We start from the raw sequence: 14656 nt of genomic DNA, 5'->3' as shown, positions 1-14656 counted from the left end.
TGGTTGCCTCGCGCAGCGTCACCTCATCCGCCTTCGCAGCATCCGGGACGGCAAAGAATGCAGCGAGAACCATGAGTGCAATTCCTGCCATTGCTGCCAGTCGGACCGACCATGCATATTACTTGTGTTCCACGGTTCCTCCTAACATCTTATTCAAGTTTTGGATATCACGTGAAACCCATTGTCGACATTATTTAGTTAACGTATTGTGTTAATAACATCAATCAATATTTTAAGGAGGTTACTATGTCCGCTGACAATCGAGACGGTACGCTGAAGGTTTTCCGAATTGTTTTGTACCGTTACCTGGGTCGTTGCCCTCCTTTTCACCCTTGTCGCCGCCTATCAATCCATAACAAGGATCGCGCCCTATCTAGCCCAGGCCTCATCGCCGGACATGGGCGTCGTCCGTTCCTTCTACGGTGCACTTCTCGCGTCAGCCATTCTCGAGATTGTTCAAGCGCTTCTCTGCGTCGCTCTGCTTCAGCGCATGTCGTGTGGCAACCCCTTTCGTAGGAGCACGTCATTCTTCCTGCTTTTGCTGGGAGCAACGCTCCTCGTCAAGACAGGCGCGGGGCTACACCTCGCTCACGAAGCAATTTCCCAGCTCGGCTTTATTGGAACCAGCGAGTTCGGCGATCTCCTGCGCGGTATCGCGCCCGATACATCGGCCCTGTTTCTTGGGGTATTTCTTATTCTGCTCTCATTTCTTTTCCGATATGGTCAAGAGCTCTTCCTCGATTCTGAGGAAATGATATAGGAAGGCACGTACATGCCCATCGTTGTAAGACTTGATCGGATGATGAGCGAAAGGAAAATCAGCTCAACCGAATTGGCCGAGGCAATCGGGACGACGACCGTCAACCTTTCGCGTATCAAAAACGGACATATTAGAGGCATCCGTTTTAACACGTTGGAGCAGCTCTGCCGAGCGCTCGACTGCACGCCCGGAGACCTCCTTGAGATCATGTCTGAAGAGGAGATGGCGGATGCGTTTGGCACCAAGCAGCTCAACCGGTAACGAGAAGCCCCTCCCCGGTTTCGATTGGAGAGAGGCCCGCGCCATTGAGCCAGCCTGTTGTAGATAAGGAGTCCAGCCCTACGATGTCAGCAGGGACACCAGCTTGGATGCAAAGTCCTGCTCGTCGAACTGCCATGAGCCATTTTTGTCCTTCTTGCAGGTCAGCTCGATGTCTGTGGTCTTGGGCTCCGCGGACTTGACGGCAGCCATCATCAGCTCGCCGCCCAATTTGTACAAATCGCCTTCCGTAGGCAGGGTATCCATGTCAGCCAGACGCTTCTGATACTCCTCGTTCCACAGGTTCATGACGTCGTTCATGGACTTGATGGTGAGCGTCACCTTAACCGAAGCGGTGCCGGCGTCCTCGTCAACCGCAATGTCACCGATCTGATAGGTAAAGCCCTTCAGGTACTCGGTAGCGAACTGCTTCTTGTCGATGCCCAGCTGATCGAGCTCGTCGGCCGCGTCCCCTTCGAGCCCGCGCACGAACTCGTCGCTCTTATCGTCTTTTAGGCCATCGAGCTCCGAAGTCAGGCCCTCGCGGATCGTCTCCTCCGCACTCGGTTGGCCGCACGCGGTAAGTCCCAGCGTGAGCGCCAGGCAAGCGAACAGGGTAACGATAAAAAACCGCTTCTTCATTCGGGACCTCTAGTCCTCCTTGGCACCGTAGCGCTCGTAGTAGGCATCGAGTCGCGCCTTGATGTCGTCGTCGATCACCACGCGACCGCCGATCTCGTGGTTGTAGAGGCGCTCGGTGACCTCAGCCATGGAGACGATGCTCGCCACGGGGAAGCCATACTTCTCCTGCACCTCGCGCTGCGCGGTATGAACGCCGCCTTTGCCGACCTCCATGCGGTTGAGGGAGACAATGAGACCCTTGACCTCGACGTTTGCCGCTGCCATAAGCTTGGGGTAGGTCTCGTCGATGGACTTGCCGGAGGTGGTCACATCCTCCACCATCACCACGCGGTCGCCGTCCTTGAGCTCGTAGCCCAGCATGCCGCCCTTGTCCGCACCGTGATCCTTGACCTCCTTGCGGTCGGAACAGTAGCGGACCTCCTTGCCGTAGAGCTCGTCGAAGGCGATGGCCGTAGCCACGGAGATGGGAATGCCCTTGTACGCAGGGCCAAAGACCACATCGAAATCCAGCCCGAAGTTGTCATGGATGGCGCGAGCGTAGTACTCGCCCAGACGCTTGAGCTGGCTGCCCGTCACATACGCACCGGCGTTCATAAAGAACGGCGAGGTGCGTCCGCTCTTGAGTGTGAACTCGCCGAACTTGAGCACGTCGGACTCGACCATGAAATCGATAAAATCCTGCTTGTACGCCTCCATGGGGCTCCCTTCAACGTGGCGCGATTGCTTAGAGCAGCATAGCACCTGGCACGGGAAACCAGTGGAAAAGGGATTCGGTTCGATGCGCCCGTAAGCGCGTTGTCGGGTTAACGCTGCACGCGCAGCACGGGCTGACCAGCTTCCACGGTTGCCCCGGGCTCCACGACCATGCCGACGGAAGCGTAGTCGGCCGTGTTGCTCACCACGAGCACCACGCAATCAGGATGACCCGCGGCCTTGATCTTGGCGCGATCGACGCGGAGCACTGGCTGGCCCGCCGTCACGCGATCGCCCTTGGCGACGAGCCCTTCAAAGCCCTCGCCTTGCATGGCAACGGTATCGATGCCCACGTGCACGAGCACCTCGGTGCCGTTATCGCCTTTGAGGCCGAGCGCGTGGCCCATGGTGACTGTGACCTCGCCGGTTACAGGAGAGTAGATCAGGTCGTCCTCGGGCCAGATGGCGCACCCGTCACCGAGCATGCCGCCGGCGAAGACCGGATCGGGCACCTCGGCAAGGGCGATGGCGCGGCCGCGCACGGGGGCCGACAGCTCGTCCTCGTCCGCAGAAACCTGAACCGATGCCGGGCCCGATGCCTTAGAAGAGCCGCCCGCCACCTTCTTCAACGTATCGAACAGGCCCATGGGGCCCTCCCTTCACATGGCGCGCCGTCCCGAGGCCCTCGGTCAGCGACGCGCTTCCCAACTGATTATGGGCGCTACCGCGGCAGCTTTTTTATTGTACCTGAAGGCATGGGGGCTAAAACAGTTGAGCCGACCGCCTGGCGGGTTAAAACGAGTGACACGAAACCGTGATCTGCTCGATGGAGTCACCTGCTCCCGGAAAGCCGTTGCTGGTACCGCGCTGGGGCTCTACCGGTCCACCAGTGAGGACTTCGTTGACTGCATCCTCGCGGCCGAGCACGAACTGTCTGGCCGACGCATTCTCACCTTCGACAAAGGGCTTACCCGGCTCGTGAACGAGCGGGACGGGTTTCCCGCCGTCTGAGCTTCGAGCGCATCGCGCATGGCAAGACGACGATTGAACCGACCCCTGCCTACCCCGCGTACCTCCCCAGGAACTCGCGGGTGCGTTCCTCGCGCGGCTCGTTGATGACCTGGCTCGCAGGCCCCTCCTCCACCACGCGCCCGCCGTCCATGAAGATTACGCGGCTCGCCACGTCGCGCGCGAACGCCATCTCGTGCGTGACGACCACCATGGTGGTGCCGTCATCTGCCAGCTGGCGCATGACCTTGAGCACTTCCCCGGTCAGCTCGGGATCGAGCGCGGAGGTCGGCTCGTCGAAGTACAGGATATCCGGGTTGAGCGCGAGCGCACGGGCGATGCTCGCACGCTGCTGCTGACCACCAGAAAGCTGGCAGGGCACCTTGTCCTCGTTGCCGGCAAGGCCCATCTTGGCGATGAGCGCACGCGCCTGCTCCTCCACCTCGCTGCGCGAACGCTTCTGCACCACCAGGGGCGCATCCATCACGTTCTGCAGCACCGTCATATGCGGGAACAGATTGAACTGCTGGAACACCAGGCCAAAACGCTGGCGCGCCTGCGCGAGCGCGGACTTAGACGCGTACTCAAAGCGACCGCCCACCGCGCTGTCGCCATGTCCGGCGACCCGAACATCGCCATAGGAGAGCTCACCGTCATCCAGCTGCTCCAGAAGTGTCAGGCAACGAAGCAGCGTCGACTTGCCACCGCCCGAGGGACCAATCACCGCCACGACCTCACCCGGCTGCACGGCAAGCGAGATATCGCGCAGTACCTCGTTGGAGCCGAACGCCTTGCGGCCATGCTCCAGTGTTACAACGGGATTTGTATTCTCGGACATGCTGAACTCCTCATGATGGAACAGATTGCTCAGGGCGAGAGTATCGTCGGCCTCGTCGGCTAGTCGTGGTAGTAGTCGAGTTTCTTCTCGATGCGGCCCATCACGAGCTCCACCAGAAAGTTGAACACCCAGTAGATCGCTGCCGCGATGGCGAACGGCACCATGTTGCGCTGCGATGCCACCAGCGCCTTGGCCGTGGAGAACATCTCGGCCACGCCGATCGAGAACGCCAGCGACGTATCCTTCACCAGCGTGATAACCTCGTTGCCGAGTGCCGGCATGATGCGCTTGACCACCTGCGGCAGAATAATCCGCACGAACGTCTGGAACCGCGAGTAACCCAGCACCTCGGCCGCCTCGTACTGGCCGCGCGGGATGGACTGAATGCCCGAACGGTAGATCTCGGCGAAATAACCCGCGTAGTTGATGATGAACGCCACAACGCACGCCTGCCACTTGGAATCCGGTGTGAGCTGGATGCCGAACACATAGTACGGGGCAAAGTAGATGGCGAACATCTGCAGCATGAGCGGCGTGCCGCGCATGACGGAGATGTAGATGCGCGCGAGCCACCGCAGCGGGGCCAAGCGGCTCATGCGAGCAAGCGCAACCGGCACGCCCAGCGGCAGAGCGCCCAGCAGCGTAAAGACAAAAATCTGCAGGCTGGTGACAAAGCCCCCGCCCAGCATCCCCAGCATCGTGTTGAATGTCATGACATCTCTTCCAAACGCGAAATAGCCCCAAACAGATCAACGGTGCTTGGGGCTATTCCATCGAACGCAGGTGGGTTACTTCAGCACCCAGTTATCGAAGGACAGGCCGTAGTCGGCGTACTTCTCGCACAGCGTCTTGACGGTGCCGTCCTGGTACAGCTCCTTCAGAGCCTGGGTGACCTCCTTGGCGGTCTCGGTGTCGCCCTTCTTGAAGCCGACCGCATAGTGCTCGGAGGACAGCGGCTCCTCGAGCTGCTCGTACTTGTCGGGGTTCGCCGAGATCTGGTACTGGGCAATGGAGAGATCGCAGGCCACGGCATCCGTTGCGCCGCTCTCGAGCTCGGCGAAGGCCGTGTTGTAATCCGGACGGGTCTCCAGCGCGGCAAAGGTGCCGGCCAGCGCGGACTGATCGCCCTTGAGCACGTCCTGTGCGGCGGAATCCGCCTGGGTGATGACGTTCTTACCGTAAAGATTGCTGAAGCTCTTGATACCAGAATCCTTCTTCACCACAATGACCTGCTCGTTTAGCATATACGGATCAGAGAAGGTATAACCGTCCTCGCGGCCCTCCATGGTGAAACCGTTCCAGATGCAGTTGATGGCACCGGAGTTGAGCAGGGTGTCCTTGGCGTCCCAGTCAATGGCCTGGTACTCGACCTTCCAGCCCAGCTTGTCAGCCACAGCCTTGGCAAGGTCCAGGTCGAAGCCCGTGAACTCGCCGTCATCGCCAACAAAGCCGTAGGGCGGGTACGCCTGGTCAAAGCCAACGACCAGCTTGCCCGTGGCGACAGCGGAGGCACTCGATTCAGTAGCGGCGGAACCGGCAGCAGAGCCGGCGGTTTGACCGGTGCTCGCGGACTGACCGCCACACGCCGCGAGGCCCAAGGTCAGCACCAGAGCGGCCGCGGCAGCGGCCAAGGGTGCAAAAAGGCGCTTTTTCTTCTTCATGGGGTTCCCTTTCCCGTGCATTCTTCCTCGTGCGCAGATTACTTTACTTTACTAAAGTACTGGACGCAAGAAAAACCCAGTACTTTATTGGTTTTCACTATTCCGAGGGAAAGCAAGGTGATAGTTTATCGGTTTTCTCCACGATGCCAAACGAACAAGTTTTGTGAGATGGCTTTTACCTGGGTAAACAATGAGTGCATGCGCGCCGCTACTTGCGGGACCTGCAATAAGTCATAAAGTATCGCTTTACTTTTTACCCAGCAGACCGAAAGCCATAAAGTATCGGATAGTTTTAGGCGCCATGCCGGGTGGGGCGTGAAAACCCCACCCGGACCACCAAACAAAACTAGATCTGCGCCTCGCGACGACGCTGCACGCCAAGCATGGCAACGGACGTCCCCGCAACCGTCAGGCCGATCGCACCCATGGAGATGATGGCGCTGTTATCGCCCGTCTGCGGCAGACCATCCGGCTGCGACGTAGGAGCGGCGTCGTCCTTGCGGTAGAACGCGATCAGCTCAGTGTCGGAGGAAACCGAGATCTCCTTGTTCTCGCCGCAGTAGCGTTCACCGTTGAGATACCAGCCCGCAAAGCTGTAACCCTGATACTGAGGTGCGACGATACTGGTGACCTTGCCGTCTTTGGCCTGGACCGCCTTGTATGCCTTGCCCTTGACTGTAAAGGTAACCGTGGGCTCCTCGGCCGGGGCTGTGGAAGCACCTCCGTCGGCGCTCGCGCCGGCTTGCGTGCCACCCGTCGCGTCGTTGACCGTGGAAGAACCGTCCTGCGCACCGGCATTGTCAGTCGTACCGGTATCGGTGGTCTGATCACCAGCGGCGTTGTCAGCACCATGTGAGCTGGTAGAACCATCGGTCGACCCGCCCTGGTTGCCAGCGGAATCCGACGTCGTGCCGTCCGCGCCCGTATCCCCAGCGCTTCCGGCATCGTCCGTCGCCGCATCATCCGAGGTCTCCGGCTTGGCAGCCCCACCGGTCAGCGAGCCATCGCCGGCATCGGCACCGGCATCAACATCGGGCGCGGTCGTAGCCCCTGTATCAGGAGTGGTCGTGGCGCCCGCGTTATTATCCGCGGCGTCACCCGAACCCGCCGAACCGTCACCAACACCGGAATCCACAGTCGAGTCGCCCGCGGCATCCGAGCCACCGGTCTCCGGCGGCGTCGTCGTGGCCGAACCGCTCCCCGCTGCCAGCTGCTCGTCCTCAGCGATGTACGCAAGGCAGACATTGCGCTCGTTCGTGCCGTACCGGGTGATCCAACCCGCATAGTACTGGCTCTGGCTGGAGTAATCCTTGATGTGGTTGACCACCGCATCGCATAGCGCGTTTACCAGCTCGCGATCGGTCATATTGTCCGAAAGGCCGCTGTCCGCCTTCGCCCAGTCGAAGAACGCGCGAACGCCGCCCTGGCCCAACCAGTTGCACAGACTCCAGGCGAGACCCTTCACGCAGTCGGCGCGGTCGCTGATATCCACCCCGTAGCCGTTCAGCAACACGCGTTGAACGGGCAGGTAGTACGTGTTGTACGCATACGAATCCTGCAGCGCGGAGAACTCGGCCGGATCGGCGTCGTACGCCGCGTACCAGGCATCCTGCACCCGTTGGCCGTAGTCGGTCAGCTTACCGCTACTGGCGATCTGCTCGGTCTTGAGCTTGCCGGAATTCTGCGCGATCTCTTTGAGCGCGGCGTACTTGGTGGGGTTGTACGCATAGGCCTGCTCGATGAACGAGCCCAGCGAGAAACGCCGGTCGAACTGGTAATAGCCGAGCGCGTTGTACCCATCGCCCGAGCTGAAGCCCTGGCGATAGTTCTTGCCGCTCTCATACTTTGTGAAGTACTTCATCTCGTCGGAGAGCGAGACGGCGGAAAGCCCGGAGGCAGCATACGCGGCCGTAGGAGCAGAGAGCAGCGGAGCCGCGATCGAGCCAAAAGCCAGGGCGGCAGTCAAGCCGGCGACAACGGCGCGCTGTGCAACGGGACGGGGTAGGGGCGAACCCATATTGGTACCTCCAAGTTCTGACTCAACAGCAATGCCGTTGGAGCATGGTGCGTTTCGAGTTCGATTACGTCAGACCCACTTGGGATACGCACAAGTATGGCATAGAAGAGCCGCAAACACAAAGGAACCCGACCAGAGGCCGGGTTCCCAAGGTGAGCGAAACATCTTACAAGTGCTCGGCTCGTCAGATTGCGTGGCTCTGAAACCAGCTCGCCAAGCGCTCCAACAAAAAGCGGCGGCCCCGCAGGACCGCCGCTTCACATGCGCATGTAGCTCTAGCCAGCTTGAACCTAGGCCTCGATCTTGAAGACCCAGTCGTGCTTGTCCTCGAGCGCACCGTCCTGAATGCCGGTGAGCGTCTCGCGGAGCTTCTTCATGACCGGACCCATCTCGTCGTGGCCGGCCGGGAAGGAGACGACCTCCTCGCCGTCGTGGATCTCGCCCACGGGGGAGATGACGGCCGCAGTACCGCACAGGCCACACTCCACGAACTTGCCACTCTCGACCTCGGCCCAGGTGACGGGGCGCTGGTCAACGGTCATGCCCAGGTCCTCGGCCACCTGCACCAGGCTGCGACGCGTGATGGAGGGCAGGATGGAGTCAGTGTGGCTCTGCGGAACCACGAGCGTGCCGTCCTCGGTGACGAACAGCACGTTGGCGCCGCCGGTCTCCTCAACGTAGGTGCGGGACTCGGAGTCCAGGTACAGGTTCTCGGCATAGCCGGCGCGATGGGCCTCCATGGTGGGCTTGAGGCTCATGGCGTAGTTCAGGCCGGCCTTGATGTTGCCGGTGCCGTGGGGCGCGGCGCGGTCGTACTTGGAGATGCAGAGCTTGATGGGCTTAAGACCGCCCTTGAAGTACGGGCCGACCGGCGTCACGAGGATGTGGAAGTGATACTCGGGAGCCGGGGCCACGCCGATGACCTCGCCGGAGCCGATCATGAACGGGCGCACGTAAAGCGTGGCACCGGAGCCGAAGGGCGGCACCCATGCGGCGTTGGCGGCAACGACCTGCTTGACGGCCTCCACGAACTTGTCCTTCGGGAAGGGCGGCATCTCCAGGCGCTGGGCGGAGTTGTACATGCGCTCAGCATTCATGTCCGGGCGGAAGCACACGATGTCGCCGTTCTCGGTGGTGTACGCCTTCAGGCCCTCAAAGACCTCCTGGCAGTAGTGGAAGATGCCGGCGCACTCGGAAAGATGCAGCTCGTGGTCGGTGGTGAGATGACCCTCGCCCCACTCGCCGTCCTTCCAATCGCACACGTAGCTATAGTCCGTGGACTGGTAGGCAAAGCTCAGATTGCCCCAGTCGATGTCCTTCTTCTCGACGCTCATGCTCGTTCCTTTCCATGCAAACGACCGGTGTAACGCGTGATTCTACTCCCATTGACCGAGAGTTTTGTATCCACTTTGTTACGGCGAAGTGAGGACAGCGGGGAAGTTATTCTCCGGACAGCTTGCGCACCATTTCGGTGAGCTCGCGTACCTGCTTCTCGAGCTCGTGAATGCGACGCTGGTTGATGGCGATGTTCTCGCGGTTGAGGGCGCTCGCCTCCTCGCCGGGATCGGGCAGGTACTCGCGATGGCAGCGCGCGTCGGCATCGGCCTCCATCACGCGGCAGCCGTTGCGGCGCACGATGCGTCCCGGCACGCCCACCACGGTGCAGTTATCCGGCACGTCCTTGACCACCACGGAATTGCCGCCGATCTTGACGTTGCTGCCGATATGGATGTTGCCGAGCACCTTGGCACCCGTACCCACCGTGACGTTGTTGCCGAGCGTGGGATGGCGCTTGCCCGTCTCGTTGCCGGTGCCACCCAGGGTAACGCCCTGGTAGAGCACGCAGTCATCGCCCAGAATGGTGGTCTCTCCAATAACGACGCCCATGGCATGGTCGATGAAGAGACGGCGCCCCAGCTCCGCGGCCGGGTGAATCTCGACACCCGTCATGAAGCGGGTGATCTGCGAGAGCACGCGCGCCAAGCTGTGATGCCCATGGGTCCAGAGCCAGTGCTCGGGCGTGTGCGCCCACTTGGCATGGAGGCCAGGGTACGAGAGAAAGATGACAAACCCCGTCTGAGCAGCAGGATCGCTCCGCTTCACGGTAGCGATATCCTCACGTATGGTGCTGATGAAGCTCATCGAGGCCTCCCCTCTCGTTGGCCATGGGCACCTATGGTATGCCCGCGGCACGTTAAAGTCTAGTGAATTGGTAGGACTTATGACGAGCTGCGGTCGGATGGGACTACTTGCAGCCAGATTCAGCTGGCCGCGCCCGCAAACACCGCGCTATCGAACGAGTATTTTGGCTTTTTTGTTTTACCCATTCGATTGTGCGGTGTTTTCCGCCGTCAACCCCACACCTCACGCCCACATGTCCGCCGTCGGCATCCCCTATACTGGTTTTTTGCCGATGTACGAGCCGGAATACCCCCGGCCCTCACGCTTGGAGTTCTTTCATGGGTTTCATCAACTTCCTCATGGAGCTGCTGCGCGACCCGCGCACGGCGATCGCCGGCTGGATCGCCATGGGCCCGGCATATGCCTACGGCTTCATCTTCTTGATCATCTTCATCGAGACCGGCGTGGTCTTCATGCCCTTCCTGCCGGGCGACTCCCTCCTGTTCGCCGCCGGCTTCTTTGCGCATGAGCCCGCAAGCGGCCTGGACATCATCCACCTGCTGCTGCTCGTGTGGATGGCCGCGGTGGTGGGCGACCAGTGCAACTTCTTCATCGGCCACTTCTTTGGCAAGCGCATCATCGCGTCGGGTAAGATCAAGGCGATGACCCCGGAGCGCATCGCCAAGTCCGAGGCCTTCCTGGACAAGTGGGGGCACCTCGCCATCTTCCTCGGCCGCTTCTTTCCGTTCATCCGCACGTTCGTGCCGTTCCTGGCCGGTGTGGGCGGCATGAAGTGGCACAGCTTCGTGCTCTTCAACATCCTGGGCGGCGTCACCTGGTCCACGGGCTTTGTACTGCTCGGCTACTTCTTTGGCGGCATCCCCGTGGTGCAGGAGCACTTTGAGCTGCTGATCGTGGGCATCGTGCTCGTCAGCGTGATTCCCACTGCCGTCGGCCTGCTGCGCGCGAAGTTCGGTAAGAAGCAGGCTGCGTAGCTGGGGCGCTTGCTCCATAGAGTCATGTCAGGGCGCTTCAGGAGAAGCGCCCTTTTTCGTGCCAACTTGCCTTGGGGAATCGTCTAGGCAAGGTCTCCGCGGTCGGCAGCAAGGAGCCTGCGATACCGCTCGCTCGTTTCGCCGAGCTCGGCCGGCGAGCCGTCCAAGACAAAGCCGCCGTTCTCCAGAAACGCCACACGGTCCATGCGTTCGACCCCTTGCAAGTGGTGCGTCGCCATGATGACCGTGCGCCCCGCCAGGGCCCCCATCATCGCGTCGAACACCGCGCGCTCCGTGGCGGGATCCAAGCCCGCAAAGGGTTCATCGAGCAGCACCAGCGGCGTATCGGCCAGTAGGATGCGCGCCAGGGCGAGACGATGCCGTTCTCCACCTGAGAGCTGGCGGCCCTCCTCGCCCACCACGCTCAGAAGGCCGCGGGGGAATCGCTGCACGCGCGGCAGCAGTCCTATCCGGTCGAGCACCTCGAGGGCCTGGTCCTCCGTGGCATCCGGTTTGGCGATGCGCAGATTGTCGAGCACGGTGGTATTGAAGACATGCGGGTTCTGCCCGATCACACCCACGAGGCCATGTACGGCGTCGGTACCGGGATGCGGGCACCCCGCTAGCAGCACCGAACCGCTGCTCGGCATCAGGTCTCCGCGAATCAGCGCGAGCAAGGTTGACTTGCCTGCGCCGCTTCGCCCCAGAAGCGCCATCTTCTGGCCCGCCTCAATCTGGAAGGTCAGGTTCTCGATAGTCGGCTGGGGGGCGCCCGGGCGCGTGAGCGTCACATGGTCAAAGCACACGGCGGGTGTGGCAGACGCTGGGGCGCTTGCCCGCGAGACTTTGCCGGTCGATGCGCCGGCCGCAACGCCCGCGCTGTCCCCGGTCTCCGCTTCGCCATCGTCCAACGCGTTCAACCGCTCGATCGCAACCGTGTGCTCCGGCAGCAACTCCGCGGCATCCGATACGGGCGTTACGATCTCTGCCAGCGGAAAGAAGCAGAGCACCGCGGCCAGAATGGCATCCCCCTGGGAGGAGAGCGCGCGAGAGGACCAGGCCACCAAGCTCACAGCGGCCACGGCCAGCATTGCGCGGACGACGATCCCTTGCACGCGGTCGATCCGCGCCAGCCGTCGATCCTCCGCCGCCACGGCCCCCGCCTGACGGTCGAAGCGCGCCAGCACATCCGCACCGCGTCCGGCAAAGGCAACGTCCGCCGCGCCCAGGACCGCGTCGGTCAGGCTCTGGTAGAACGCAGTGGTCGCCTGCTTCCGGCGCATGCGCGCGGCTGCGCCCGCCGCGAGCGACACCGCAGGTAGCACGGCGGCAACCACAAAGAGCTCAAGCGCCATCCACGCCGCATAGAGCGCGTCCGCGGTCCCAAGCGCCAAGACGGCGAGCAAGGCGGTGGCCCACGCGATCACGATGGGGAACACCACACGCAGATACAGGTTCTGGACGTGGGCGACGTCCTCGTTCAGCAGCGCGAGCGCGTCTCCTGCGCCCATGGCTCCGCTGGCCGCGCCCTCAGCTGCCGAGTTCCTCGTATCAGTCAGCCGCTCCATGGCGAGAAAGAGCCGACGGCGCAGCGAGCTCGTCATGCGCAGCGCCCAATCATGGCTCGCGAGCCGCTCCACATACGCCACGATCGGCTTGCCGATGCCCACCACCTGCACGAGCGCGATGGGTACCATGAGCGAGAAGATGCTCTCGGGCATGCGCGCGGCGGCACCGATGAGCCATCCCGAGATGAACATGAGCAGGCACGCGAGCACCGAAGCGAGCACGCCGAGCCCCAGGGCGAGGGCCAAAACCCAACGATATCGGCGAAAATAGGGCGCCACCCAGCGATCCTGCCGCAACATGCAGAGCACTCCCCTAGGCATCGACCTCATCCCCCTCCGCTGCCCGCAGACAACGGTCAATAGTGCCGTCCGCCGCGAGTGCGCGCGGCTCGCCATCGGCTACCACGCGTCCGTGCGCGAGCACCAGCACGCGGTCCATATTCGCCAGCCAATGCAGGCGATGCGTGGCGAAGAACACCAGGCGCCCCTGCATGAGGGTCAGCATGCGCTCCTTGAGTTCGAGCTCCGTCTCGATGTCCAGATGCGCCGTAGGCTCATCGAAGATGAGGACGCGGCGACGACCGTCCAAAAACGCGCGGGCAAGCGCGATGCGATGCGCCTCGCCGCCGGAAAGCTGGCGCGCCCCCGCACCGTCTCCGATCAGCGTGTCCAAGCCCTGGGGCAGCTGCTCCAGAAGCGGTGCCAAGCCCATCGCCTCAGCCGCGCGCTCGATGCACTCGCGCGGGGCATCCGGCGTGTAGAACGCGATGTTCTCGGCAACCGTGGCATGAAACAGGTAGGGTTTCTGCGGGATGTAGATGACCTGACGCTGCCACGCGGGCGCGTACAAGCTGGCAGCCCGCGCCTCGCTCTCGCCCGCACGCAGCTCGAACGCGCCCGCGCAAGGATCCAGGAAACCGGCGAGCACACTCGCCAGCGTAGACTTGCCCGCGCCGCTCGCTCCCACAATGCCGACGCGCTCAAACCCCCGCACGGCAAACGAGACGTCCTCCAGCGCGCAGGCATCCCCGTACCGCACGGTCAGACCGCGAATCGCCAGCTCAGAGCCATCCCCCCACGCCGCCTCGGGCAGCACGGCAACCGACCGCTCCGGCGCCTCGAGCAGCGCCCGCATGCGCTCGAGCGCGTGCTTGCCGTCGAGCGTGGCGTGATAGTCGGCGGCAAAACTCCGCACCGGCAAGAAGAACTCGGGCACCAGTACGAGCGCCATGAGAGCCGGAAAGAGCATCATATCGCCATCGACCAGCCGGAATCCCAGCATAACCGCCACACCGGCCAGGGCAAAGGTGGCAAAGAGGTCGAGCACGGCCGAGGAGAGCGTCGCCGTGCGCAGCGTACGCATGGTCGCCCCGCGCAGGCGCTCGGAAACCCGATAGATGGCATCTGCATGGCCGCGGGCCCGCCCAAAGGCGCGCAGCACGTCCAAGCCGCGCATGGCGTCGAGAAAATGGTTGCTGAGCCGCGCCTGCTCCAGCTGACGCTGCTCGGCAAGCTCACGGGCATTGCCACCGATCATCACCATGTAGAGCATGATGAAGGGAAAGGCGACGAGCGCGATGATGCCCGACACCCAGTCCAATGCGAACACGGCAACGATGATCACCAGGGGGATCACCGCAAGGTCGATGCTCTTGCCGAGTGAAAGCTCCAGATAGCGCTCCACCTGCTCGGCACCTTCGATGACGAGCGAGGTTCCTCCCGCGGCGCCCAGGCCCGCATCCTCGCCGCGAACACGCCCCGCCATGAGGCGCTCGAGCGCCTGACGGCGCATCTCTCCGGCGCGCGCGGCGGCAAAACGCGTCAGCAGCCACTCGCGCACGGCTCGGATGACGCGATTCCCCAGGTAGCAGCTGGCGAACACCACGAGCAAACCCTCGCGGCCCGCCAGACCGGCACCGCCCCAGAGCGCCACGAGCGCGCAACAGAGCGCCCAGGCCTGCCCAACAGACGCCAGCGCCCCCGCAAGAGAAAGCAGGGCGAGCAGAACCGCCGTCCTGCCCGCCCCGATAAGTTTGAAGACCGTTTTATCGAACACGCGCGTCCCCAGATACGAAAACGGGGACCGCCCGAAACA

The 14656-nt window shown here is 62.3% G+C and carries 15 protein-coding genes; 4 read left to right on the top strand and 11 right to left on the bottom strand.

Annotated features, from left to right (window positions below; all coding sequences use genetic code 11):
* The first annotated feature begins 289 nt into the window (after nucleotides 1-289).
* Both GDJ97_RS03385 and GDJ97_RS03380 read left to right on the top strand, forming a co-directional pair.
* A complete protein-coding gene (locus tag GDJ97_RS03385) occupies nucleotides 290-760 on the top strand; it encodes a hypothetical protein (protein WP_152069792.1) in 471 nt (156 codons plus the stop codon).
* A gap of 12 nt (nucleotides 761-772) precedes the next feature.
* Nucleotides 773-1021, top strand: coding sequence for a helix-turn-helix transcriptional regulator (locus GDJ97_RS03380; protein WP_152069791.1), 249 nt, complete (start codon nucleotides 773-775; stop codon nucleotides 1019-1021).
* 78 nt (nucleotides 1022-1099) lie between these two features.
* On the opposite strand, the gene GDJ97_RS03375 is transcribed toward GDJ97_RS03380, so the two are convergent.
* The 3 genes from GDJ97_RS03375 to GDJ97_RS03365 form a co-directional block, all read right to left on the bottom strand.
* The gene (locus GDJ97_RS03375; protein ID WP_152069790.1) at nucleotides 1100-1660 is read right to left on the bottom strand and encodes a DUF5105 domain-containing protein; all 561 of its coding nucleotides are present in this window, start codon (nucleotides 1658-1660) and stop codon (nucleotides 1100-1102) included.
* A 9-nt stretch (nucleotides 1661-1669) separates the two neighbouring features.
* The gene (gene pyrE, locus GDJ97_RS03370) at nucleotides 1670-2356 is read right to left on the bottom strand and encodes an orotate phosphoribosyltransferase (RefSeq protein WP_152069789.1); all 687 of its coding nucleotides are present in this window, start codon (nucleotides 2354-2356) and stop codon (nucleotides 1670-1672) included.
* A gap of 107 nt (nucleotides 2357-2463) precedes the next feature.
* Nucleotides 2464-3000: a PTS glucose transporter subunit IIA gene (locus tag GDJ97_RS03365; RefSeq protein ID WP_152069788.1), complete on the bottom strand. Its 537-nt coding sequence runs from the start codon at nucleotides 2998-3000 to the stop codon at nucleotides 2464-2466.
* A 16-nt stretch (nucleotides 3001-3016) separates the two neighbouring features.
* On the opposite strand from GDJ97_RS03365, the gene GDJ97_RS09335 reads away from it, so the two are divergent.
* Nucleotides 3017-3364 (top strand): hypothetical protein, encoded by a 348-nt coding sequence (locus GDJ97_RS09335; RefSeq protein WP_193221295.1) that lies wholly within the window; start codon nucleotides 3017-3019, stop codon nucleotides 3362-3364.
* A 49-nt stretch (nucleotides 3365-3413) separates the two neighbouring features.
* Here the strand turns inward: GDJ97_RS09335 and GDJ97_RS03360 are convergent, their stop codons facing one another.
* The 6 genes from GDJ97_RS03360 to cysE all read right to left on the bottom strand — a co-directional run bounded on the left by GDJ97_RS03360 (nucleotide 3414) and on the right by cysE (nucleotide 10019).
* A complete protein-coding gene (locus GDJ97_RS03360) occupies nucleotides 3414-4199 on the bottom strand; it encodes an amino acid ABC transporter ATP-binding protein (RefSeq protein WP_152069787.1) in 786 nt (261 codons plus the stop codon).
* Between the two features lie 59 nt (nucleotides 4200-4258).
* Nucleotides 4259-4912 (bottom strand): amino acid ABC transporter permease, encoded by a 654-nt coding sequence (locus GDJ97_RS03355; protein WP_152069786.1) that lies wholly within the window; start codon nucleotides 4910-4912, stop codon nucleotides 4259-4261.
* Between the two features lie 75 nt (nucleotides 4913-4987).
* Complete coding sequence (locus GDJ97_RS03350) at nucleotides 4988-5860, bottom strand: amino acid ABC transporter substrate-binding protein (RefSeq protein WP_152069785.1); 873 nt, start codon at nucleotides 5858-5860, stop codon at nucleotides 4988-4990.
* A gap of 346 nt (nucleotides 5861-6206) precedes the next feature.
* Nucleotides 6207-7877, bottom strand: a complete 1671-nt coding sequence (locus GDJ97_RS03345; protein ID WP_152069784.1) for an InlB B-repeat-containing protein — start codon at nucleotides 7875-7877, stop codon at nucleotides 6207-6209.
* 290 nt (nucleotides 7878-8167) lie between these two features.
* Nucleotides 8168-9211, bottom strand: a complete 1044-nt coding sequence (locus GDJ97_RS03340) for a branched-chain amino acid aminotransferase (RefSeq protein ID WP_152069783.1) — start codon at nucleotides 9209-9211, stop codon at nucleotides 8168-8170.
* A gap of 106 nt (nucleotides 9212-9317) precedes the next feature.
* Nucleotides 9318-10019, bottom strand: coding sequence for a serine O-acetyltransferase (gene cysE / locus GDJ97_RS03335; RefSeq protein ID WP_152069782.1), 702 nt, complete (start codon nucleotides 10017-10019; stop codon nucleotides 9318-9320).
* 317 nt (nucleotides 10020-10336) lie between these two features.
* On the opposite strand from cysE, the gene GDJ97_RS03330 reads away from it, so the two are divergent.
* Nucleotides 10337-10993 (top strand): VTT domain-containing protein, encoded by a 657-nt coding sequence (locus tag GDJ97_RS03330; protein ID WP_152069781.1) that lies wholly within the window; start codon nucleotides 10337-10339, stop codon nucleotides 10991-10993.
* Nucleotides 10994-11076: 83 nt separating this feature from the next.
* On the opposite strand, the gene cydC is transcribed toward GDJ97_RS03330, so the two are convergent.
* Both cydC and cydD read right to left on the bottom strand, forming a co-directional pair.
* Nucleotides 11077-12861 carry a thiol reductant ABC exporter subunit CydC gene (gene cydC / locus GDJ97_RS03325; protein ID WP_193221294.1) on the bottom strand — a complete coding sequence of 595 codons (1785 nt, stop codon included), beginning with the start codon at nucleotides 12859-12861 and terminating at the stop codon, nucleotides 11077-11079.
* A 13-nt stretch (nucleotides 12862-12874) separates the two neighbouring features.
* Complete coding sequence (gene cydD, locus GDJ97_RS03320; RefSeq protein WP_193221293.1) at nucleotides 12875-14617, bottom strand: thiol reductant ABC exporter subunit CydD; 1743 nt, start codon at nucleotides 14615-14617, stop codon at nucleotides 12875-12877.
* Nucleotides 14618-14656: the final 39 nt, after the last annotated feature.

The organism is Collinsella sp. AK_207A (genome assembly GCF_902501965.1).
Classification (GTDB): domain Bacteria; phylum Actinomycetota; class Coriobacteriia; order Coriobacteriales; family Coriobacteriaceae; genus Collinsella.
This window is presented reverse-complemented; position numbering and strand designations above follow the sequence as displayed.